The 20,151-nt window shown below is 68.5% G+C and carries 19 protein-coding genes; 14 read left to right on the top strand and 5 right to left on the bottom strand.

The window, feature by feature from the left end; all coding sequences use genetic code 11:
* Positions 1 to 16 precede the first annotated feature (16 nt).
* The 3 genes from NDR87_RS05200 to NDR87_RS05190 are packed head-to-tail and all read left to right on the top strand — an operon-like array spanning position 17 to position 2,730.
* Entirely contained in the window at positions 17 to 907 is an 891-nt protein-coding gene (locus NDR87_RS05200) for a LysR family transcriptional regulator ArgP (protein WP_251909938.1), read from the top strand.
* Between the two features lie 54 nt (positions 908 to 961).
* Complete coding sequence (locus tag NDR87_RS05195; protein WP_251909939.1) at positions 962 to 1,330, top strand: hypothetical protein; 369 nt, start codon at positions 962 to 964, stop codon at positions 1,328 to 1,330.
* 29 nt (positions 1,331 to 1,359) lie between these two features.
* A complete protein-coding gene (locus tag NDR87_RS05190) occupies positions 1,360 to 2,730 on the top strand; it encodes a dipeptidase (RefSeq protein ID WP_251909940.1) in 1,371 nt (456 codons plus the stop codon).
* Here the strand turns inward: NDR87_RS05190 and NDR87_RS05185 are convergent.
* A complete protein-coding gene (locus NDR87_RS05185; protein WP_251909941.1) occupies positions 2,727 to 3,371 on the bottom strand; it encodes an MBL fold metallo-hydrolase in 645 nt (214 codons plus the stop codon). The genes NDR87_RS05190 and NDR87_RS05185 overlap by 4 nt on opposite strands.
* 89 nt (positions 3,372 to 3,460) lie before the next feature.
* On the opposite strand from NDR87_RS05185, the gene purS reads away from it, so the two are divergent.
* Positions 3,461 to 3,694 (top strand): phosphoribosylformylglycinamidine synthase subunit PurS, encoded by a 234-nt coding sequence (purS, locus tag NDR87_RS05180; protein ID WP_251909942.1) that lies wholly within the window; start codon positions 3,461 to 3,463, stop codon positions 3,692 to 3,694.
* The gene (gene purQ, locus NDR87_RS05175; protein ID WP_251909943.1) at positions 3,691 to 4,368 is read left to right on the top strand and encodes a phosphoribosylformylglycinamidine synthase subunit PurQ; all 678 of its coding nucleotides are present in this window, start codon (positions 3,691 to 3,693) and stop codon (positions 4,366 to 4,368) included. Before purS ends, purQ begins: the two co-directional genes overlap by 4 nt.
* 51 nt (positions 4,369 to 4,419) lie before the next feature.
* On the opposite strand, the gene NDR87_RS05170 is transcribed toward purQ, so the two are convergent.
* On the bottom strand, positions 4,420 to 5,490 hold the full coding sequence (locus tag NDR87_RS05170) for a substrate-binding domain-containing protein (protein WP_251909944.1): 1,071 nt from the start codon (positions 5,488 to 5,490) through the stop codon (positions 4,420 to 4,422).
* On the opposite strand from NDR87_RS05170, the gene NDR87_RS37175 reads away from it, so the two are divergent.
* The 3 genes from NDR87_RS37175 (at position 5,441) to NDR87_RS05155 (ending at position 8,364) form a co-directional block, all read left to right on the top strand.
* Positions 5,441 to 5,974: a MarR family transcriptional regulator gene (locus tag NDR87_RS37175; protein WP_308212049.1), complete on the top strand. Its 534-nt coding sequence runs from the start codon at positions 5,441 to 5,443 to the stop codon at positions 5,972 to 5,974. The genes NDR87_RS05170 and NDR87_RS37175 overlap by 50 nt on opposite strands.
* A 175-nt stretch (positions 5,975 to 6,149) precedes the next feature.
* Positions 6,150 to 7,064, top strand: coding sequence for an aliphatic amidase (locus NDR87_RS05160; RefSeq protein WP_251909946.1), 915 nt, complete (start codon positions 6,150 to 6,152; stop codon positions 7,062 to 7,064).
* Positions 7,065 to 7,074: 10 nt separating this feature from the next.
* Positions 7,075 to 8,364: a M18 family aminopeptidase gene (locus tag NDR87_RS05155; RefSeq protein WP_251909947.1), complete on the top strand. Its 1,290-nt coding sequence runs from the start codon at positions 7,075 to 7,077 to the stop codon at positions 8,362 to 8,364.
* On the opposite strand, the gene NDR87_RS05150 is transcribed toward NDR87_RS05155, so the two are convergent.
* Complete coding sequence (locus NDR87_RS05150; protein WP_251909948.1) at positions 8,319 to 9,638, bottom strand: glycosyltransferase 87 family protein; 1,320 nt, start codon at positions 9,636 to 9,638, stop codon at positions 8,319 to 8,321. The two genes, NDR87_RS05155 and NDR87_RS05150, sit on opposite strands and share 46 nt — an antisense overlap.
* Positions 9,639 to 9,707: 69 nt before the next feature.
* Between NDR87_RS05150 and purL the strand changes: the two genes are divergently transcribed.
* A complete protein-coding gene (purL, locus tag NDR87_RS05145) occupies positions 9,708 to 11,990 on the top strand; it encodes a phosphoribosylformylglycinamidine synthase subunit PurL (protein WP_251909949.1) in 2,283 nt (760 codons plus the stop codon).
* 6 nt (positions 11,991 to 11,996) lie between these two features.
* Here purL and NDR87_RS05140 read toward each other — a convergent pair whose 3' ends face one another.
* Positions 11,997 to 12,287: a YiaA/YiaB family inner membrane protein gene (locus tag NDR87_RS05140; protein WP_251909950.1), complete on the bottom strand. Its 291-nt coding sequence runs from the start codon at positions 12,285 to 12,287 to the stop codon at positions 11,997 to 11,999.
* A 140-nt stretch (positions 12,288 to 12,427) separates the two neighbouring features.
* Between NDR87_RS05140 and NDR87_RS05135 the strand changes: the two genes are divergently transcribed.
* The 3 genes from NDR87_RS05135 to NDR87_RS05125 are packed head-to-tail and all read left to right on the top strand — an operon-like array spanning position 12,428 to position 15,241.
* On the top strand, positions 12,428 to 14,191 hold the full coding sequence (locus NDR87_RS05135; RefSeq protein ID WP_251909951.1) for an alpha/beta hydrolase: 1,764 nt from the start codon (positions 12,428 to 12,430) through the stop codon (positions 14,189 to 14,191).
* A gap of 32 nt (positions 14,192 to 14,223) precedes the next feature.
* Positions 14,224 to 14,850: a CPBP family intramembrane glutamic endopeptidase gene (locus NDR87_RS05130; protein WP_251909952.1), complete on the top strand. Its 627-nt coding sequence runs from the start codon at positions 14,224 to 14,226 to the stop codon at positions 14,848 to 14,850.
* A gap of 4 nt (positions 14,851 to 14,854) precedes the next feature.
* Entirely contained in the window at positions 14,855 to 15,241 is a 387-nt protein-coding gene (locus NDR87_RS05125) for a sterol carrier family protein (RefSeq protein ID WP_251909953.1), read from the top strand.
* Here NDR87_RS05125 and NDR87_RS05120 read toward each other — a convergent pair.
* Positions 15,238 to 16,572, bottom strand: coding sequence for a DUF3533 domain-containing protein (locus NDR87_RS05120; RefSeq protein WP_308212057.1), 1,335 nt, complete (start codon positions 16,570 to 16,572; stop codon positions 15,238 to 15,240). The two genes, NDR87_RS05125 and NDR87_RS05120, sit on opposite strands and share 4 nt — an antisense overlap.
* Before the next feature lie 118 nt (positions 16,573 to 16,690).
* On the opposite strand from NDR87_RS05120, the gene purF reads away from it, so the two are divergent.
* The gene (gene purF, locus NDR87_RS05115) at positions 16,691 to 18,328 is read left to right on the top strand and encodes an amidophosphoribosyltransferase (protein ID WP_251909955.1); all 1,638 of its coding nucleotides are present in this window, start codon (positions 16,691 to 16,693) and stop codon (positions 18,326 to 18,328) included.
* Between the two features lie 184 nt (positions 18,329 to 18,512).
* The gene (locus tag NDR87_RS05110) at positions 18,513 to 20,132 is read left to right on the top strand and encodes an ABC transporter substrate-binding protein (protein ID WP_308212048.1); all 1,620 of its coding nucleotides are present in this window, start codon (positions 18,513 to 18,515) and stop codon (positions 20,130 to 20,132) included.
* Positions 20,133 to 20,151: the final 19 nt, after the last annotated feature.

Genomic DNA, 20,151 nt, shown 5'->3' with positions numbered 1-20,151 from the left:
ATTACAGTTTCTTAATATGGATCTGCAACTGGACCAGCTCCGCGCCCTCGACGCCGCCGTGGCCGAGGGCACGTTCGAGGCGGCCGCGCGGCGGCTGCGGGTCACGCCCTCGGCGGTCAGTCAGCGCATCAAGGCCCTCGAGATGGCCGTCGGCCGCATTCTGTTGCAGCGCACGAAACCGGTGCGGCCCACCGACTCCGGACGCGCCGTGCTGCGGCTGGCCCGGCAGATCGAATTGCTCACCGGTGATACGGCCCGCGAATTGGGTGCGGCGGAGAGGGATTCGCCAGAACTCGTGCGGATTCCCCTGGCAGTCAACGCCGATTCGCTCGAGACCTGGGTGCTGCCCGCCCTGGGCGACGCGCCCGCGGGCGTGTGCTTCGAGATCCACCGCGAGGACGAGGAGCACACCATCGGGCTGCTCCGCGACGGCACCGTCATGGCGGCCGTCACCGCCACCGCCGAGCCCGTGCAGGGCTGCACCGTGCGGCGGCTGGGCGCGATGCGCTATCGCCCGATGGCCACCCCGGATTTCGTTCGCACCTGGTTTGCCGAGGGCGCGACCGCGCGTGCCTTCGCCGCCGCGCCGGTGGTCGTCTTCGACCGGAAGGACGATCTGCAGGACCGGATGATGCGCCGCCGCGCGCGCAGACCGTTGGACCCACCCCGCCACTACATCCCGTCCTCGTCCGGATTCGTCGAGGCCGTGCGCCGCGGCCTCGGCTGGGGCATGATTCCCGACCTGCAGGCCACCGCCGATCTGCCGTCCGGCCGACTGGTCGTACTCGATCCGCGCCTGCACATCGACGTACCGCTGTACTGGCAGCAGTGGCGGCTGGACTCCCCGGCCCTGGGCGCGGTCGCGACGACCGTCGCCGCCGCGGCCGCTGCTTCGCTGCGCCGATGAGTAGGGTTGCGGGTGATCAACGGATGATCTTGTGAGCGTGGCACAGTAAGGGCCATGACCAAAGCGGTGCCCGCATCGGCGACCGCGCGGGCCGGTACCTCCCTCTCCTGGGTCACCCTAGCCCTGATGACCACCAGTTCCGGTAGCCAGCCTGCGCTCCGCGCCCACCATCCGTCCCTGCGCGATCCGGGTCGCCAATACCCGCGGGCCATGCTGCTCGCCGTGCTGCTGGTGCTGCTGATCTTCATCGTCCCCGCGGTGCTGATCAGCTGGGTCGTTCCCGCCGACGAGATCGGCCGCACGGCAGGGGTGATCGGGTATGGGTGTGATGGGTCTGCTGATTCCGTATTCGTTCCTACGGCTGCGCAAACCGCACTGGAAGACGGAATTCGGTGGAGCGACCGAGACGAACGGATAGGTTGAATTCGGGCGATACGACGAAACGAGTTGATATGACTGACGATTCCCGGACCCAGGCGCTGCGCGAACAGGTGCGGGCGCTGATGCCGAAGGCGAAAACGGATCTGGCCGAGTTGGTTTCGTACAAGTCGGTGTACGACCCGCGGCTGTTCCCGATCGAGGAGTGTCACAAGGCGGCGCAGTGGACGCTGGACGCCTGCGTCGAGGTGGGCCTGACCGATGCCGCGCTGTACGAGACGCCCGACGGCAGCCAGGCCGTGGTGGCCCGCTATCCCGCGCCCGCCGGTGCGCCGACGGTGCTGCTGTACTGCCACTACGACGTGCAGCCGCCGATGGACGAGGCGGCCTGGGACAGCCCGGCCTGGCAGCTCACCGAGCGCGACGGCCGCTGGTACGGGCGCGGCGCGGCCGACTGCAAGGGCAATCTCGTCGCCCATCTGACGGCCCTGCGCGCGGTGCGGGAAAGCCTGGGCGGCAAGGGCTTTCCGGTCGGCATCACGCTGGTGTGCGAGGGCTCGGAGGAGCAGGGGACCGGCGGCATGGAGGCCTTCGTGCCGAGCCATGCCGATCTGCTGCGCGCCGACGCCCTGGTGATCGGGGACTGCGGCAATGTCGCGGTCGGCGTGCCGACCTTCACCCAGACCCTGCGCGGCATGGTGGCGGCCGTGCTCACCGTGGAAACCCTTGCCGGACCGCTGCATTCGGGTATGTACGGCGGCGCGGCCCCCGACGCGCTGGCCGCGCTGATCCACGTGCTCGCCTCGCTGCGCGACGAGCGGGGCAACACTACGATCGCGGGCCTGCCGAACGATCGAATCTGGGACGGCGAGCAATACCCGCCCGAACAGTTCCGCGCCGACGCCGGTGTGCTCGACGGCGTGGACCTGCTGGGCGACGGCACGGTCTCGGACATGATCTGGGCGCGCCCGGCGCTCACCGTGATCGGCATGGACGTGCCGCCGGTGGTCGGCTCGGCGGCGGCCATCCAGCCCAGCGCGCGGGCCCGGCTCAACCTGCGCATCCCGCCCGGTGTCGAGCCGGAGCAGGCCCTGAAGGCGTTGACCGCCCACGTGGAGGCCAACACGCCCTGGCACGCCCGGGCCACGATCGAAGCCGAGGGCCTCGCGGCGCCGTTCCGCTCGGGCACGGGCGGTCCCGCCCGCACGGCCATGGAGGCCGCCTTCCGCACCGCCTACGGCCGGGCGGCGACCACCCAGGGACAGGGCGGGTCCATCCCGCTGTGCAACGTCTTCGCCGACACCTATCCGGGCGCGGAGATCATGCTGCTCGGTGTCGAGGAACCCAAATGCCTCATCCACGCCCCCAACGAGAGCGTGGATCCGAGCGAGATCGAGCGCATCGCGCTCACCGAGGCGCTGTTCCTGACGAGTTTCCGGGGCTAGAGCTCCGCGTGGTCCTCCGGCTCGATCAGCTTGAATTCGGTGTCGGCCGGGCGCATCTCGGACAGTCGGCCGAAGTAGATGCCCTGCGCGGCGTTCTCGATGATCCCGTAGTGAATCGGGATCGCCGTGCGGGGCGCCACGGCGCGCAGATAGTCGACGGCCTCGCTGATCCGCATCCACGGCGCGGCCGCGGGCAGGGCCAGCACGCCGACGCGCGTCGAGGGCACCCACAGCGAATCGCCCGGATGCACGAATTCGGTCGGATCGTCGGGGGTGCCGAGCTGGAAGACCGTGTTGTCGACCACCGGAATCTCCGGATGGATCACCGCGTGCCGCCCGCCGCCGCCGGTGATCTGCACCTTGCCGACGGTCAGCACATTTCCGGCGTGCACGGCTTCCCAAGGCCCGCCGCGCATCTGGGCGGTCTGCGGATCGCACAGCAGCCGGGCGTTCGGATTCTTCTCGACCAGCGCATCGATGCGATTGGCGTCGATGTGGTCGGGATGCTGATGGGTCACGGCGATCGCGTCCAGGCCCTCGATGCCCTCGAATCCGTGCGAGAAGTTGCCGGGATCGAACAGGATCTTGGTGCCGTGCAGCTCGACCAGAACACAGGAATGTCCGAAGTGGGCTATGCGCATGAGTTCACGGTATACCCGGGTCGCCGCGCCGCGACCGCTCCAACTACGCTGATCAGGTAATCCCCCAGCACAGCGTGAGGAGCGAGCGCGTGGCACGAGTCGTGGTCGAGGTGATGCCGAAGGCCGAGATCCTGGATCCGCAGGGTCAGGCCATCGTCGGTGCGCTCGGGCGCCTGGGCTTTCCGGGTGTCTCGGATGTCCGGCAGGGCAAGCGATTCGAACTCGACGTGGACGACAGCGTGAGCGACGCCGAGCTCGAGAAGATCGCCGAGAGCCTGCTGGCCAATACGGTCATCGAGGACTGGAAGGTGGTGCGGCTGTGACTGCCCGCATCGGCGTCATCACTTTCCCGGGCACCCTCGACGATGTCGACGCCGCCCGCGCGGTGCGCCTGGCCGGCGCCGAGGCGGTGAGCCTGTGGCACGCCGACGCCGATCTGAAGAATGTGGACGCGGTCGTCGTGCCCGGCGGCTTCTCCTACGGCGACTATCTGCGCGCCGGCGCCATCGCCCGCTTCGCCCCGGTGATGGGCAAGGTGGTGGAGGCCGCGCGCGGCGGCATGCCGGTGCTGGGGATCTGCAACGGTTTTCAGGTGCTGTGCGAGGCCGGGCTGCTGCCGGGCGCGCTGACCCGCAACGAGGGCCTGCACTTCATCTGCCGCGACGAGTGGCTGGCGGTGGAGCGCACCGACACCGCGTGGACCTCCCGCTACGAGCCCGGCGCCCAGATCCTCATCCCGGTCAAGAACGCCGAGGGCCGCTATCAGGCCTCGCAGCGGGTGCTGGACGAGCTGGAGGGCGAGGGCCGCGTGGTGTTCCGCTACGCGGGTGAGAATCCGAACGGCTCGCAGCGCGCGATCGCCGGCATCTGTTCGTCGGACCGCCGGGTGGTGGGCCTGATGCCGCATCCAGAGCACGCGACCGAACCGCTCACCGGCCCCAGCGACGACGGCCTCGGCATCTTCCTGTCGGTGGTCGACACCCTCGTCTCCGCCTGATCGCTACCCCGGCCCCGCCTAGGGGTTCCACCCCCTAGGGGTTGACGGCCGCTAGCGCACGCTGTCGACGATCTGCAGGTCCACGCCGTCGGCGCGGGCGATCAGCGCGGTGAACTGCTGGGAGTGGTTGCCGTGAAAGGCTCGCCCGCCCGAGGGCGTCTCCAGCACCACCCCGTCGTCGAGCGCGGCCTGCATGCGGGGGACGTCGAGCGAGCCGCAGGTGTGCGCGAGCGACTGCAGCGTGTACATCGCCTCGTAACTGGTGTTGCCGAAGTAGGTGAGCTGCGGGGCGAACCGGCCGTGCAGGCGGTGGTAGCGGCTCATCCGGTCCGGATCGCTGGTGCGGTTGTCCGGGAAGAAGCTCGAGACCACGTAGAGGTTGTCGTTGGCCGCCGGACCGGCCGCCAGCAGCACGCCCTCATCGATGCCCGGGCTGACCCGGAACTGCCGCTCGGAGCGCCCGGTATGAGCGAACTGCTGGTTGAACCGCACCGCGTCGGTACCGACCAGCAGCAGCACGATGCCGTCGGCCCGGTCCAGCCGCGGATCGCCCAGGAACTCGCTGAAGTCCTCGGTGCCCAGCGGGAAGTACTTCTCCAGCGTGATCGAGCCCTGATGGGCCGTGCGCACCGCCTTACCGGTCGCCATCGGCCAGATGTAGTCGTTGCCGATGATTGCCCAGCGCCGGACGCCGAACTCCCGCTCCAGCCAGTCCATGGCGGGCAGGATGTGCCCGGCCGGATTCTCCCCGATCATCAGCACGCCCGGGGGCTCGTTGGGCAGATCCTCGTGGGTGGTGGCGAACAGATAGGGAACTCGGCCGTCGGCGGCTCGGGCCACCGCCCGGCGCACCGCGGAGATGTGCCATCCGGTGATGGCATCCACCATTCCGGTCGCCAGCAGGGCCGAAACCTCCTGCGCGACCTCGCGCGGAGCGCGGCCGCCATCGATGGTCGTGACCCGGACCTCACGGCCGAGAATTCCTGCGCCACCGTTGATCTCCTCGACCGCGAGCGCAATTGCCGCCTCACAGGAAGGGGCCACAATTCCCGCCGGTCCCTGGAGTGGGACGATGTTCAGGACCTCGATCACGTCGTCCGGACTCTCGCTGAACGGGAACATTCGGTACCCTCTTCTTGTCCGAGCGAAAATGATGGGCGGGAAAAATATGTCGACCATTGTAAGCGGCTTTTCCACTTTGCATGGAGCGCTGCGTGCCGCAGAGCGTAGTTGGCTGCGTCACCTGGACGCGGCGTTGTGCGCGAGGCAACTGTCAGCCGACCAGTGGTCGATGCTGTCGAATCTGTCCGACCAGGCCGGGATCACGATGAGCGAGCTTGCTGCGCGTTCGCAGCTGCCGCCGTCGTCGGCCACCCGGCATGCCGACGCCCTGGCCGAGCGCGGCCTGATCTTCCGGATCGCCGCCGAGGACGACCGGCGTCGCATCCTGATCGGGCTGACCAAGCGGGGCGCCGAACTGGTGGAATCCGTGCGGGCCGAGGAGCGGCGTGCGGAGGAGGACCTGCGCAAGCGCATCGGCGCCCGCAACCACACCGACCTGCTACGCCTGCTGGAACTCGTCGCGGAGATGCCCGTCGCCGACTGACATCCGCCGCGGGTGCGGTTGCTCACTGCTTGCCCCTCGGTAACTATGGGTCTGGTTGATCTTTCCGTCCGGGAGCGCCGGAGCCATTGGTACTTTTTGCCGAGGAGTGAGCATGGGCTTGGAAACGGGTACATCGAATCCGGACACGGTTTCCGTTGCCGTAGTCAATCATCCTATGTCTCGTTTGCACTCGCGGGCCGAGGTGCTCGCCAACTGCTATCGCATCGGACACATCGTCGACGGTTTGAAAACCGGACATCCGGAACTCGATCTCATTGTGCTGCCGGAATTCTCGACCACCGGCGTCATGTACGACGAAACCGAGCTCTACTCCACGGCGATGGCGATTCCCGGTGACGAGACCGAGGTATTCGCCGCCGCCTGCCGCCGCAACCGAGTGTGGGGCGTGTTCCCGTTGGGCGCGGAATGCCATGAGCGCCATCCGCTGCGCCCGCCCTACAACTCCGCCGTGCTCATCGACGATCACGGCGAGATCGTGCAGCGCTACCGCAAGATCGCCCCGGCGCCCGAGGGCGAGCTGTCCTGGCCGGGGGAGACCACCTTCGTCACCGAGGGCCCGAAGGGCCTGCAGATCTCCATCCTGCTCGGTGAGGACGGCAACTATCCCGAGCTGTGGCGCGACTGCGCCATGAAGGGCGCCGAACTGATCGTGCGCTGTATGGCGCTGCGGGCCTGCGATGCCGAACAGCAGGTCGGCATGGCCCGAACGATGGCCTGGGCCAACAACGTCTACGTCGCCGCGGCCGGTGCGACCGGCTTCGACGGTGTCCACTCCTATTGCGGCCGTTCGGCTCTGGTCGGTTTCGACGGTCGTTCGATGGGCGAATGCGGGGCCGAGCCCCACGAGCTGCGGTTCGCCAACCTATCGATCCGCGCGCTGCGCGAGGCGCGCCGCTACGAACCGGAGCGCAATCCGCTGCACGCCCTGCTGCACCGCGGCGCGACCGGATTGAACAAGGTGAACGTCGGCCGCCGCGGCCTGGCCGAATGCCCGCTGGACTTCTACCGGACCTGGGTGACCGACGCGGTCAAGGCGCAGGAACAGGTCGACGAGATCAGCCGCGTCTAGGATTTCCGGTATGCCGGTCTCGACAACCGCGAGCGCGTCCGGGCTGTGTGCCTTCGTCGACGCGTCGCCGTCCCCGTTCCACGTCGTGCACACCGTCGCAGCCGAATTGGCGGTGCGGGGATTCGTCGAACTGCCCGAGGCGCGGCCGTGGACCGAGGCGGGTGCCGGGCGGTACTACGTGGTGCGGGGCGGATCACTGGTGGCGTGGGCCGAGGGCGATACCGAGCCCGCGGGGGCGTTCCGGGTGGTGGGCGCGCATACCGACAGCCCGAATCTGCGGGTCAAACAGCATCCCGATCTGGCGGTGGCGGGCTGGCAGCTGGTCGGACTCGAGCCCTATGGCGGCGCGTGGCTGAATTCCTGGCTCGATCGCGAGCTGGGCGTCTCCGGGCGGCTCACCGTGCGTTCCGGAAACGGTATGGCGGAGAAGCTGGTTCGCATCGATGAGCCGGTGCTGCGGGTGCCGCAGCTGGCCATCCACCTGTCGGAGGATCGGCGAGGGGTGACGCTGGATCCGCAGCGGCATGTGAACGCGGTCTGGGGAGTGGGCAGCGAGCCGCGCTCGTTCCTCGCGTACGTGGCCGAGCATGCGGGCGTCGCGCCGGGGGAGGTGCTGGGCTGGGAGCTCATGACCCACGATCTGACCCCGAGCCGGTTGGTCGGCCGCGACGGTGACCTGGTGAGCGCGCCCCGGCTGGACAATCAGGGCACCTGCTACGCCGGACTGCACGCCTTCCTGGCCGCCACCGAGCGGCCCGGCGCGGCGACGCCGGTGCTGGCGATCTTCGATCACGAGGAGGTGGGCAGCCAGTCCGATCGCGGCGCGCAGTCGGATCTGCTGCCCGCGGTGCTGGAGCGGATCGTGCTGGCCCGCGGCGGCGGGCGTTCGGAATACCTTGCGGCACTGGCCGGTTCGATCTGCGCATCGGGGGATATGGCGCATGCCACCCATCCGAACTATCCCGAGCGGCACGAGCCCTCGCACCGCATCCAGATCAACGGCGGCCCGGTGCTCAAGGTCAACCAGAATCTGCGCTACGCCACCGACGCGGTCGGCGCGGCCGCCTTCGCACTGGCCTGCGCGCAGGCCGAGGTGCCACTGCAGCGGTACGTGCATCGCGCGGATCTGCCGTGCGGCAGCACGATCGGCCCGATGACCGCGGCCCGCACCGGAATGCCGACCGTCGATGTGGGCGCACCGCAGCTGGCGATGCACTCGGCGCGCGAGCTGATGGGCGCGCAGGACGTCTGGGCCTATTCGGCGGCGCTGACGGCCTTCCTGACCCCGGCCGGTCGGTAGGCGAGGGCGCCGATCACCAGCGCGGCGAGGGTGACCAGCACGTAGCCGCTGCCGACGATCTGCTGCCACCAGGACCAGCCCAGCTCGCGGTCCTGGTGATGCGGCAGCAGCCACTGCGGCCCGACCATGAACAGCACGACGATCGCCCCCGTGCCGACGAGGAACCAGCGCCGCCGCGCACCCCCCACGATCGTATCGGCGGCGACGATCAGCGCCGGGGCGATCCACACCCAGTGATGCGACCACGACACCGGCGACACCAGCAGGATCGCGGCGGCGTTCACCAGCAGCGCCGACACCGTGCGGCCGTCGTCGATCAGGCGCTTCATCCACACCGCCGCCAGCGCCACCACGATGAGCGACAACAGGATCCAGATCGTGATGGCGGTCGAATCGGCGACGCCCAGGCGGAAGGCGAAGCCCTTCAGCGACTGGTTGCCCGCGAACTGCGGCGGCCCGATCCGGCCGGTGTCGAGCATGGTGTGCAACCAGTAGTTCGCCGAATCCTTCGGGAACAGTAGGAATCCGAGCGTGATCGCCCCGACGGCGGAGGCCAGCAGCGTGCCGATCGCCCGCCCCGCGGCGCTGTGCAGCACTCGCCGATCCCCGCGCAGCACTGCCCGCCAGTCCACGCGGAGCAGGAAGTACAGCAGAAATCCCGCCGGAATCAGCTTGATGGATACCGCGATTCCGATCAGCATCCCGCGCGGCCAGAACGGGCGGCGCACCAGGGCGTCCAGCGCGACCGCCGCCATGAGCACCAGATTGATCTGCCCGAAGTTGTAGGTCTGGCGGACGGGTTCGGACAATCCGAGCAGCGCGACCGCGCCGATCACCAACGCCCACTTGGTGGTTCGATCCAGATTCGGGCGCAGCCGGTCCAGCAGCACCCACAGCGTGGCGCCCAGGGCGGCGATCGAGGTGGCCAGCACCAGCCATTCGGCCCAGTGCAGCGGCAGCAGCGCCAGCGGCGCGAAGAACAGGGCGGCCAGCGGGGGATAGGTGAACGGCAGGCCGATCCCACCCGACTTCGGCAGGGGGCCGTACAGATCGCCGCCGTCGAGCCAGACCCGGGCGCCGTTGCGATAGACCTGGAGATCGATATAGCCGTGCCACTGTTTGGTGAGATACAACACGATCGACGAGACGGCGAACAGCGCGAGGGAAACTCCCAGCAAACGCCGTTGGCGGGCCGCCGGACTCGCGGTGGACGGCCCTGCTGAATTGGTCACGGGCAGTTCGTCCGGATCCGCGACCCTGGATCGATCGTTCACCGGCTCAGCGTATCGGGTACAGCGGAGCTCGCTGGTCGGGGTGGGTTGGGCACCCACTAGACTGCGCCTGTGACCGCCCACGTCGACACCGTCAGCGCCGCCGCAGCAACCCCGGACACTCCGCAGCCCTACTCCGAACTTGGGCTCAAGGACGACGAATACGCCCGGATCAGGGAGATCCTCGGCCGTCGGCCCACCGACGCCGAGCTGGCGATGTACTCGGTGATGTGGAGCGAGCACTGCTCCTACAAGTCCTCCAAGGTGCATCTGCGCTACTTCGGCCAGACCACCACCGACGAGATGCGCGAGTCCATGCTCGCGGGCATCGGCGAGAACGCGGGTGTGGTCGACATCGGCGACGGCTGGGCGGTGACGTTCAAGGTCGAAAGCCACAACCACCCGTCCTACGTGGAGCCGTATCAGGGCGCGGCGACCGGCGTGGGCGGCATCGTGCGCGACATCATGGCTATGGGCGCGCGGCCGATCGCGGTGATGGACCAGCTGCGCTTCGGCGCGGCCGATCATCCCGACACCCGGCGCGTGGTGGACGGCGTGGTGCGCGGCGTCGGCGGGTACGGCAATTCGCTGGGCCTGCCGAATGTGGGCGGCGAGACCGTATTCGACGCGTCCTATCAGGGCAATCCGCTGGTGAACGCCCTGTGCGCGGGCGTGATGCGAGTGGAGGACCTGCACCTGGCCTTCGCGTCGGGTACCGGCAACAAGATCATTCTGTTCGGCGCGCGCACCGGCCTCGACGGCATCGGCGGGGTGTCGGTGCTGGCCTCGGACACCTTCTCCGGCGACGAGTCCGGCACCGGCCGCAAGAAGCTGCCGAGCGTGCAGGTGGGCGATCCGTTCGCGGAGAAGGTCCTCATCGAATGCTGTCTCGAGCTGTATCACGCGGGGCTCGTGGTCGGCATCCAGGACCTGGGCGGGGCCGGATTGTCGTGTGCGACCTCCGAACTCGCGGCGGCCGGGGACGGCGGCATGCACGTGGAGCTGGACCGGGTGCCGCTGCGCGCGGCCAATATGACCCCGGCGGAGATCCTGTCGAGCGAATCGCAGGAGCGCATGTGCGCGGTCGTGGCACCGGAGAACGTGGACGCGTTCATGGCGGTCTGCGAGAAGTGGGACGTGCTGGCCACGGTGATCGGCGAGGTCACCGACGGCGACCGGCTCGTGATCACCTGGCACGGTGAGACCGTGGTCGACGTGCCGCCACGCACGGTCGCCCACCAGGGCCCGGTCTACGAGCGCCCCGTGCAGCGGCCCGCCGACCAGGACGCCCTGATCGCCGACACCCCGGATACGTTGGCGCGCCCCAAGACCGGCGACGAACTGCGCGCGACGCTGCTGAAGATGATCGCCAGCCCGCAGCTGTGCAGCCGCCGCTGGATCACCGAGCAGTACGACCGCTACGTGCGCGGCAACACCGTGCTGGCCGAGCACGCCGACGCCGGTGTGGTTCGCATCGACGAGGAATCCGGCCGCGGTATCGCGCTGGCCACCGACGCCTCGGGCCGCTACACCAAACTCGATCCGTACGCGGGCGCGCAGCTGGCGCTGGCCGAGGCGTTCCGCAATGTCGCGACCACGGGCGCGACCCCGAAGGCCGTCACCAACTGCCTCAACTTCGGTTCCCCGGAGGATCCGGGCGTGATGTGGCAGTTCCAGCAGGCCGTGCGCGGTCTGGCGGATGGCTGTGCGGCCCTGGGCATCCCGGTCACCGGCGGCAATGTCAGCTTCTACAACCAGACCGGGCAGACCGCCATCCTGCCGACCCCGGTGGTGGGTGTGCTGGGTGTCATCGACGATGTGCACCGCCGCATCCCGACCGGATTCGGCACCGAGCCGGGCGAGACACTGATCCTGCTCGGCGAGACCCGCGACGAATTCGGCGGATCCATCTGGGCGCAGGTCGAACACGATCACCTCGGCGGCGTCCCGCCGCGCGTCGACCTGGCCCGCGAGCAGCTGCTCGCCGAGATCCTGACCGCCGGTTCGCGCGACGGAATGATCAGTGCCGCACACGATCTCAGCGAGGGCGGACTGGCTCAGGCGGTCGTCGAGGCCGCGCTGGCGGGCGAGACCGGTTGCCGCGTCCTGCTTCCCGAGGACGCCGACCCGTTCGTGACCCTGTTCTCCGAATCGGCGGGCCGGGTGCTGGTCGCGGTGCCGCGTTCGGAGGAGACCCGCTTCACCAAGATGTGCGACGCGCGCCAGCTGCCGTGGGTGCGCATCGGCGTGGTGGACCAGGGTTCGGACTCGGTCGAGGTGCAGGGCCAGTTCTCGGTCACCATGGCCGAACTGCGCGAGGCCTTCGAGGGCACCCTGCCGCGACTGTTCGGCTGAGCGGGCTCAGCCCACGACCTTGAACGGATCGTGTTCGGCGATCAGCTTTTCCAGCCGGGCCTCGTCGATGCGGGAGTGCACCTTCTTCGACTCGGCCTGGTCGCGGACCACCTTGGCCAGCGTGAAGCTGCTGCTGACCAGGAACAGCATGCTCATGGCGAGAAAGCCGCGCTGCCAGATGTCCAATGGCAGATAGAGGATGCCCGCGCAGCAGGCGACGAAGCTGACGCCGAACGCGATGGCGGCCTGGATCAGGAAGGCGGACGTGGGTTTCTGCTGTCCCCCGGGTGTGCTCATGTGCCGAGTGTAGGTCGGCGTACCCGGCCAGACGGCGGACTGAACGTTGTTCGTCGGTCCGGACGCCCCGGCTCGGCTGTTGCTGTCCTCACGCGTGGCGTGTCGTGCACCGGAACGACACCGGCCGCCATACTTGACGGGTGCTCGATACCGCCGAGGCCCTGACGACGCTGCGCTCGCGCGGCGGTGTCGCCGTCCGGCGGGGCGCATGGCTGGTGCGGCGGCTCGAGAACGACGTCATCGACCTGAACTATGTCGGCCTGGTGGTGGCGACGGTCTTCTTCGCGTGGTCGGTGACTCCGTCGCTGCTGCCGCGCGATTGGCTGTTCCAGGGGTTGATCAGCGGTCTCAACGCCGCGATCGGTTATGGCGTCGGCTGTGTGCTGGAGTGGTTGTTCCGCAGGTGGGTACGGCCGCGGCTGCCGATCCGAACCCCGGCGCTGGTCTGGCAGTACGCGATCAAGGTGACCGTGCTGGTGCTGTGCGTGCTGGCCGCGATCTGGATGCTGGTGCTCTCGGCGGACTGGCAGCGGCAGATCTCCGCGCTGATGGGTATGGAGGGCACCACCCGGGCGGCGTATCTGCGCACCGGTGCGCTGAGTCTGGGGGTCGGCGCCATCGTGGTGGCGGTGTATCGCACCGTGCGCGAGATCATCCGGTTCCTGGCGGGTCAGCTCAGCCGGTGGGTGCGGGTGCCGCCCAAACTGGCGCCGACCGTCGGCGCGATTCTGCTGGTGGTCCTGGTCGTGACGCTGTTCAACGGCCTGGCCACCAAGGCGTTCTTCGCCGCGGCCAACTCCGCGTTCAGCGTGCGCAACGACCGGATGGCCGAGTACGCGGTGCAGCCGACCAAGTCCGAACGCTCCGGCAGCCCGGACTCCTTCGCGAAGTGGGAGACCCTCGGCTCGGAGGGCCGCTGGTTCGTCTCGCACGGTCCCGACGCCTTCCGGATCGGGGCGGTGTCGGGACGGCCCGCGCGCGAACCGATTCGGGTCTATGTCGGGCTCGACTCGGCGAAAAACGATGTGACACAAGAAGAATTGGCGGTCGCCGAACTCGAGCGCACGCACGCCTTCGACCGCAAGGTGCTGGTCGTGGTGACCACCACCGGCACCGGCTGGGTGAACTCCGCCACCGCCGATTCGATCGAGTACCTGTATCACGGCGATACCGCGATCGTGGCCTCGCAGTACTCCTTCCTGCCCAGTGTGCTGTCGTTCCTGGCCGACCGGCAGAAGGTGGCCGTGGCGGGGAAGAAGATGTTCGACGCGATCTACGCCTCCTGGTCGCGCAAGCCGCCCGAGGCGCGGCCGAAGCTGCTGGTGTACGGGGAGAGCCTGGGCTCGCAGGGGTCGGAGTCGGCCTTCGACGGGCTGGCCGATCTGCGGACCAAGGTGGACGGGGCGCTGTGGGTCGGGCCGCCGAACTCCAATCGCCTGTGGCAGCAGTTCGTCTCGCGCCGCGATCCGGGCACCCGGGAAGTGGAGCCGATCTACGCCGACGGCCTGGTGGTTCGCTTCGCCTCCACCGCTTCGGATCTGCACAAGCCCTCCTCGGATTGGCGGCAACCGCGCATCGCCTACCTGCAGCACGCCTCCGATCCGATCGTGTGGTGGTCGCCGAATCTGATCTTCTCCCAACCGGATTGGCTGTCGGAGACGCGCGGATCGGATGTCACCACGCAGATGCGCTGGTGGCCGCTGGTGACCTTCTGGCAGGTGGCCGCCGATCTGACCAATGCCCAGGGCGTCAGCGACGGGCACGGCCACAATTACGGCACGCTGGTCCTGGACGGCTGGGTGGCCGTCCTGCCCCCGCCCGACATCACCCCGCAGCAGGTCGAGGCCATCCGCACCCAGGTCGAACTGTCCGGGGCCTACGAGCACACCACGAAGAAGCAGTGAACCCCCGCCGCATTCCCCTCGCCGTTGCCGCCGTGACCCTTCCGCTGCTGTGGAGCAATCGAGTGCTCCCGCGCCTGCACCTGGGCATTCGCGGCCGGACCGTCGCCAACACCGCCTTCGCCACCGGTTACGGCCTGGCGTTCGGCCGAGGCGTGCCGATCGGGCGGGTGACCCGCCGTCCGATCACCACCTTCGCACCCGCCGCCGCGGTGCTCGCGGGATATGGTGTGGCTCTCGCGATTCCGTCGCTGCGCGCGCGGCTGACCGGCTTCGCCGAACGCGCACCGGAGGTTCCGGTCGCCGAATGGGCGGCGGTGCACATCCCGCTGGGCACCGTCTACAGCGAGGAGCTGATCTTCCGGGCCATCCTCGATCCGCTGCTCGACGAGGCCGCCGGCCCCCTCGGCCCCTGGCTCGGCGCAACCACTTTCGGCCTCTGGCACATCGCCCCGGCGCGTGCCGCGGGCGACGATGTCCCCCTCTCGGTCGCGGCGACCACCCTCGGCGGCCTGTTCCTGGGCTGGCAGCGCCGCCGCACCGGCGGCATCCTGGCCCCCGCCCTACTGCACCTCGCGCTCAACGCGGGCGGCGCGATCGCCCCTCATCTCGCGGCGCGCATGGTGGGGACGAACCGGGCGGGCGGGCGCGCTAACCTCTGAGAACATGGCACGACGAACGGCTGGCGATCCCGCCGCGGTGCGGAATGCGGTTGTCGCGGTGGGCGAGTGGCTGCGTGATGAGCAGGCGCCCGCGCCCGCGCGCGCCGAACTGGCGGCGGCGGTGCGCGGCACCGCCCGGGCGCTGGCGGCCGCCGCGCCGGGTTCCTCGGTCGAGGTGCGGGTGCCGCCGTTCGTGGCGGTGCAGTGCGTCGAGGGGCCGCGGCACACCCGCGGCACGCCCCCGAATGTGGTCGAGACCGATCCCCGCACCTGGCTGCTGCTGGCCACGGGATTGCTCGACTATGCGGGGGCGATCGACGCGGGCGCGGTCAGTGCCTCCGGCATCCGAGCGGACGAGATCGCCCACTGGCTGCCGATCGTGCCGCTCTAACTCACGGCGCTCGGCGTCGCTCCGACGGGCTTGCGCCGCAATCCCCGACGGTCGTAGTAGCGCGTGATCACCAGGCCCAGCACCAGGCCGATCGCCAGCCCCAGCGCGGTCATCCAGAAGCCTCGCTCGAACCCGGCCGCGCCGTCGCCGTTGAAGTAGAGGATCGAGCGCACGCCCAGGAACACCTGATGCATCGGCTCGAAATTCGCCAGCCAGCCGAAGTAGTGCGGCGTCGCCTCGATCGGCACCGTGCCGCCCGAGGACGGCAGGCCGAGGATGATGAAGATGATCAGGTTCACGATCAGCCCGGCCGTTCCGATGGCCGCCAGGATCGAGGTGCAGGTGATACCCACCGTGGCGATTACGAACGCCCCGTAGAGATACAGCGCCAGCGGCTTGTCGATCCGCATACCCAGCGCCTCGCCGATGCCGAGGAACACCCCCGAGACGATCGCGGCCAGGGTCACCACCGCCGCCCACTTGATCAGCAGCGTGCGCACCCGCGAGATCGGCAACTCGGGCTGATGCACGGTCCACGGGCCCCATTCGGTCGGCAGATATCCCAGCGCCGAGTCGATCAGCTGATGAATGATCATCGCCCCGACCATGCCGACCAACAACAACAGCAGACTGTAGAAGAACGCGGTCAGGCCCTGACCCGAACCGCCCGGCAGCGGGCGGAACTGCTCGGTCACGATGTTCACCGGATGGGCCAGCGTGATCCGGGTGGCCCCGGACAGCTCCGGCGCGGGCGGCCCGCCCGGGGGCGGGGTCAGCTGGGCGCGGACCTGCTCGGTGAGCTGCTTGCCGACCTGGGCATCGACCTGGGTCAGCGCCTCGTTGCCGAAGCGCTGCAGGATCGCCGTCGCGAACGCGCCGGTACGCGGATTGGTCTGCAACGTGATGATCGGCCGCTCGAGGTCCCCGGGCACCACGCTGCCGACGCCGAGATTGCCGAGCCGTTTGGAGAAGTCGCCCGGAATGATGATCGTGCCGTAGACCTGCGCCGACTGCATCTGCAACTGGGCCTCGTTGAGCCCGAGCACCCGCAGATCGATCTTGTCCGTGGGCACCGCCCGCTGCAGCCCCTCGACGACCTGATCGCCGAAGTTGACGTACTTCTGCTGCCCGGGCGCGCCCAGGGTCTCGCCGACGTCCTGGTTCACCAGCGCGACCGGAAAATCGTGCAGGTTCTTCTCGGGGTCGACGACGTAGTCGAGGTACATCACGCCCAGCAGCGAGGCCAGCAGGGTCACCACGACGATCGGGAAGGCCCAGCGGATGGGGGTCAGTCGCCGGGGGTTCGGACTCGCTTCCGCACGCTCGGTGATCGTCACGGTCGCACCGTAGCAGCAAACGGCCTGCCATCCGGGTGATCCCGCCGTGGGATTCGGACGGGTGACCCGTAGAATGAGGTTCGCCCCCCGCCCGCCGAACAGGGAGCAAACGGTGACCAACGCCGATCTGTCGGTCGACAGCCCCAACCTGCTGCTATCCGCGTCCGCCCGGACGCCGGATCAGGACGAGAACGAGCCCCGCGAGGAGTGCGGTGTGTTCGGCGTCTGGGCGCCGGGCGAGGATGTGGCCAAACTCACCTACTACGGTCTCTACGCATTGCAACACCGCGGCCAGGAGGCGGCGGGCATCGCCGTCGCCGACGGTCAGCAGGTGCTGGTGTTCAAGGATCTGGGCCTGGTGAGCCAGGTGTTCGACGAGCAGACGCTGGCCGCCATGCCCGGCCATGTCGCGGTCGGGCACTGCCGCTACTCCACCACCGGGTCCACCACCTGGGAGAACGCCCAGCCGATCTTCCGCACCACCGCGGTCGGCACCGGAATCGCCCTGGGCCACAACGGCAATCTGGTCAATACGGCCGAACTGGCCGCGCGCGCCCGCGAATTGGGCCTGATCTCCACCCGCTTACCCAACGGCGCGCTCGCGGCCACCTCCGACTCCGATGTCATGACCGCGCTGCTGGCCCACGCCGCGGCCGACAAGAGCATCGAGCAGGCCGCGATGGAGCTGCTGCCCACCCTGCGCGGCGCTTTCTGCCTGACCTTCATGGACGAGCACACCCTCTACGCCGCGCGCGATCCGCACGGGGTGCGGCCGCTGTGCCTGGGTCGGCTCGACCGTGGCTGGGTGGTAGCCAGCGAGACCGCCGCACTCGATATCGTCGGGGCCTCGTTCGTGCGCGAGATCGAGCCCGGCGAACTGCTGGCGATCGACGCCGACGGCGTCCGCTCGCTGCGCTTCGCCAATCCCGAACCCAAGGGCTGCGTCTTCGAATACGTCTATCTCGCCCGCCCCGACAGCACGATCTCCGGACGCTCGGTGCACGCCACCCGGGTGGACATCGGCCGCCGCCTGGCGAGCGAGCATCCGGTCGAGGCCGATCTGGTCATCCCGGTGCCGGAGTCGGGCACCCCGGCCGCGGTCGGCTACGCCCAGGGTTCGGGCGTGCCCTATGGCCAGGGCCTGATGAAGAACGCCTATGTCGGGCGCACCTTCATCCAGCCCAGTCAGACCATCCGCCAGCTCGGCATCCGGCTCAAGCTCAACCCGCTGCGCGAGGTGATCCGCGGCAAGCGCCTGATCGTCGTGGACGATTCCATCGTGCGCGGCAACACCCAGCGCGCCCTGATCCGCATGCTGCGCGAGGCGGGCGCGGTGGAGATCCATGTCCGCATCGCCTCCCCGCCGGTGAAGTGGCCGTGCTTCTACGGCATCGACTTCGCCTCGCGCGCGGAGCTCATCGCCAACGGGGCAGGAGCGGAGCCCGCGAAGCGACTCGACGACGCAGCACCCGATCCGTCGTCTCGAGACTCCTTCGAGGAGATGGTCGAGAACGTGCGCCGCTCGATCGGCGCCGACACCCTCGGCTACATCTCGCGCGAGGGCATGATCGCGGCCACCGAGCAGCCCGCGTCGCGGCTGTGCAGCGCCTGTTTCGACGGCAACTATCCGATTCCGCTGCCGACCGAGGCGGCCATCGGTAAGAATGTGCTCGAGGGGATCCTCTCGGGCAAGTCCGAGTCGGAACTGCTGAGCGACAACGCCAACGCGAGCGCACTCAGTCGGCCCTGAAGGTTTTCCTGCGCAAACGCCCCCGCGCAGTTGATTTTCGACGTAGCACGAAACTAATTGTTGCGAAACGCAACATATCCGCAACGGACTGGCGGTACTGTCCCGGCCATACGAAGTTCACCGCGGCCGCACCCAACCTGTGATCCAGGGTGGGTGTGTCGCGATGCGAGAAGTTGGGACAGTCATGCGGTTTTCGACACAGGGGTCGTGGGCCCGGTCGGGTCGAGTCAGAAGCCTTGCGGCAGTTGGGGTTGCGAGCCTGACCCTGGCGGCGCTAGCGGGGTGCGGTTCCGGTCGCACCGGGGGCGGCGGCGACAACGGCTTGGTCGTCGGCACCACCGACAAGATTTTCGCCCTGGATCCGGCCGCCGCCTACGATCAGGGCTCCTACGTTCCCGAAACACAGATCTATCAGCATCTGCTGAACTTCGCGCCGGGCGACACCACACCCAAGCCGGATGCGGCCGAGAAGTGTGAGTTCACCAGCCCGACCGTGTTCACCTGCACCCTCAAGTCGGGCCTGAAGTTCGCCAACGGCAATGCCCTGACCGCGCAGAGCGCGAAGTTCTCCTTCGATCGGATGCTGCGGATCAACGATCCGAACGGCCCGGCCTCGCTGCTGGGCAACCTGGACAAGACCGAGGCCGTCAACGATCTGACCGTCGCCTTCACGCTCAAGAACGGCAACGACCAGACCTTCCCGGCGGTGCTGGCCACCCAGGCCGGTCCGATCGTGGACGAGAAGACCTTTCCGGCCGACAAGGTCATGGACGACGGCGCCATCGTGAAGGCCAAGCCCTTCTCCGGGCCGTACGTCATCACCAGCTTCGACAAGAACAAACTCGTTCAGTACGAGGCGAATTCGGGCTACAACGGCATCCTCGGCGCGCCGAAGACCAAGACCGTCTCGGCCAAGTACTACGCGTCGAGCGACAACCTCAAGCTCGATCTGCAGAACGGCGCCATCGACGTCGCCTATCGGACGCTCACCCCGACCGATATGGATTCGCTGCGCAAGGACGACAAGATCGCCATCCACGAGGGGCTCGGCGGCGAGCTGCGCTACATCGTGTTCAACTTCAACACCATGCCGGGCAACACGCCGGAGCAGAAGCTGGCGATCCGCAAGGCCATGGCGTCGAGCATCGATCGTGACGCGCTGTCGACCGAGGTCTACAAGGGCACCTTCGCTCCCGCGTATTCCTTTGTGCCCAAGGGCTTCCCGGGCGCGGTAGAGCCGTTCAAGGACCTCTACGGCACCAAGCCGAACCGGGAGCAGGCGGCCAAACTCCTGGCCGACGCCGGGGTCGCGACCCCGGTGCAGATCAACCTGCAGTACAACCCCGATCACTACGGCTCGTCCAGCTCGGAGGAGTACGCGGCGATCAAGAACCAGCTGGACGCGACCGGTCTGTTCAAGATCAATCTGCAGTCCACCGAATGGGTGACCTACCAGAAGGAACGCGCCCGCGACGGCTACCCCGTCTACCAGATGGGCTGGTTCCCGGACTTCCCCGACGCGGACAACTATCTGACCCCGTTCTTCGCCCCGAACAACTTCCTGCAGAACCACTTCGAGGATCCGGCCATCACCGCCCAGCTGATCGGCGAGGTGACCCAGCCGGACCGCGACAAGCGCCTGGCGCAGATCCAGCAGGTGCAGAAGGAACTGGCGGAGAAGCACATTCCGACCCTGCCGCTGCTGTCCGGTAAGCAGATCGCGGTCTCGGCCAAGAATGTCCAGGGCGTCGATTCCACCCTGGATCCGTCGACCAAGTTCCGCTACAGCGTGCTGAGCAAGTGACGGCGGCACTAGAGCAGGA

It is taken from the genome of Nocardia sp. CDC159 (genome assembly GCF_023740735.1).
GTDB classification, from domain to species: Bacteria; Actinomycetota; Actinomycetes; order Mycobacteriales; family Mycobacteriaceae; genus Nocardia; species Nocardia pulmonis.
The sequence above is the reverse complement of the archived record's forward strand: the minus strand, read 5'-3'. Positions and strand labels throughout refer to the sequence as shown.

What these genes read in the sequence shown, in the direction of transcription:
- NDR87_RS05200 (WP_251909938.1), top strand. Translation starts at nt 17, where the DNA reads ATGGATCTGCAACTGGACCAGCTCCGCGCCCTCGACGCCGCCGTGGCC.
- NDR87_RS05195 (WP_251909939.1), top strand. Translation starts at nt 962, where the DNA reads ATGACCAAAGCGGTGCCCGCATCGGCGACCGCGCGGGCCGGTACCTCC.
- NDR87_RS05190 (WP_251909940.1), top strand. Translation starts at nt 1,360, where the DNA reads ATGACTGACGATTCCCGGACCCAGGCGCTGCGCGAACAGGTGCGGGCG.
- NDR87_RS05185 (WP_251909941.1), bottom strand. Translation starts at nt 3,371, where the DNA reads ATGCGCATAGCCCACTTCGGACATTCCTGTGTTCTGGTCGAGCTGCAC.
- NDR87_RS37175 (WP_308212049.1), top strand. Translation starts at nt 5,441, where the DNA reads ATGTTCAGGACCTCGATCACGTCGTCCGGACTCTCGCTGAACGGGAAC.
- NDR87_RS05170 (WP_251909944.1), bottom strand. Translation starts at nt 5,490, where the DNA reads ATGTTCCCGTTCAGCGAGAGTCCGGACGACGTGATCGAGGTCCTGAAC.
- NDR87_RS05160 (WP_251909946.1), top strand. Translation starts at nt 6,150, where the DNA reads ATGTCTCGTTTGCACTCGCGGGCCGAGGTGCTCGCCAACTGCTATCGC.
- NDR87_RS05155 (WP_251909947.1), top strand. Translation starts at nt 7,075, where the DNA reads ATGCCGGTCTCGACAACCGCGAGCGCGTCCGGGCTGTGTGCCTTCGTC.
- NDR87_RS05140 (WP_251909950.1), bottom strand. Translation starts at nt 12,287, where the DNA reads ATGAGCACACCCGGGGGACAGCAGAAACCCACGTCCGCCTTCCTGATC.
- NDR87_RS05125 (WP_251909953.1), top strand. Translation starts at nt 14,855, where the DNA reads ATGGCACGACGAACGGCTGGCGATCCCGCCGCGGTGCGGAATGCGGTT.
- NDR87_RS05110 (WP_308212048.1), top strand. Translation starts at nt 18,513, where the DNA reads ATGCGGTTTTCGACACAGGGGTCGTGGGCCCGGTCGGGTCGAGTCAGA.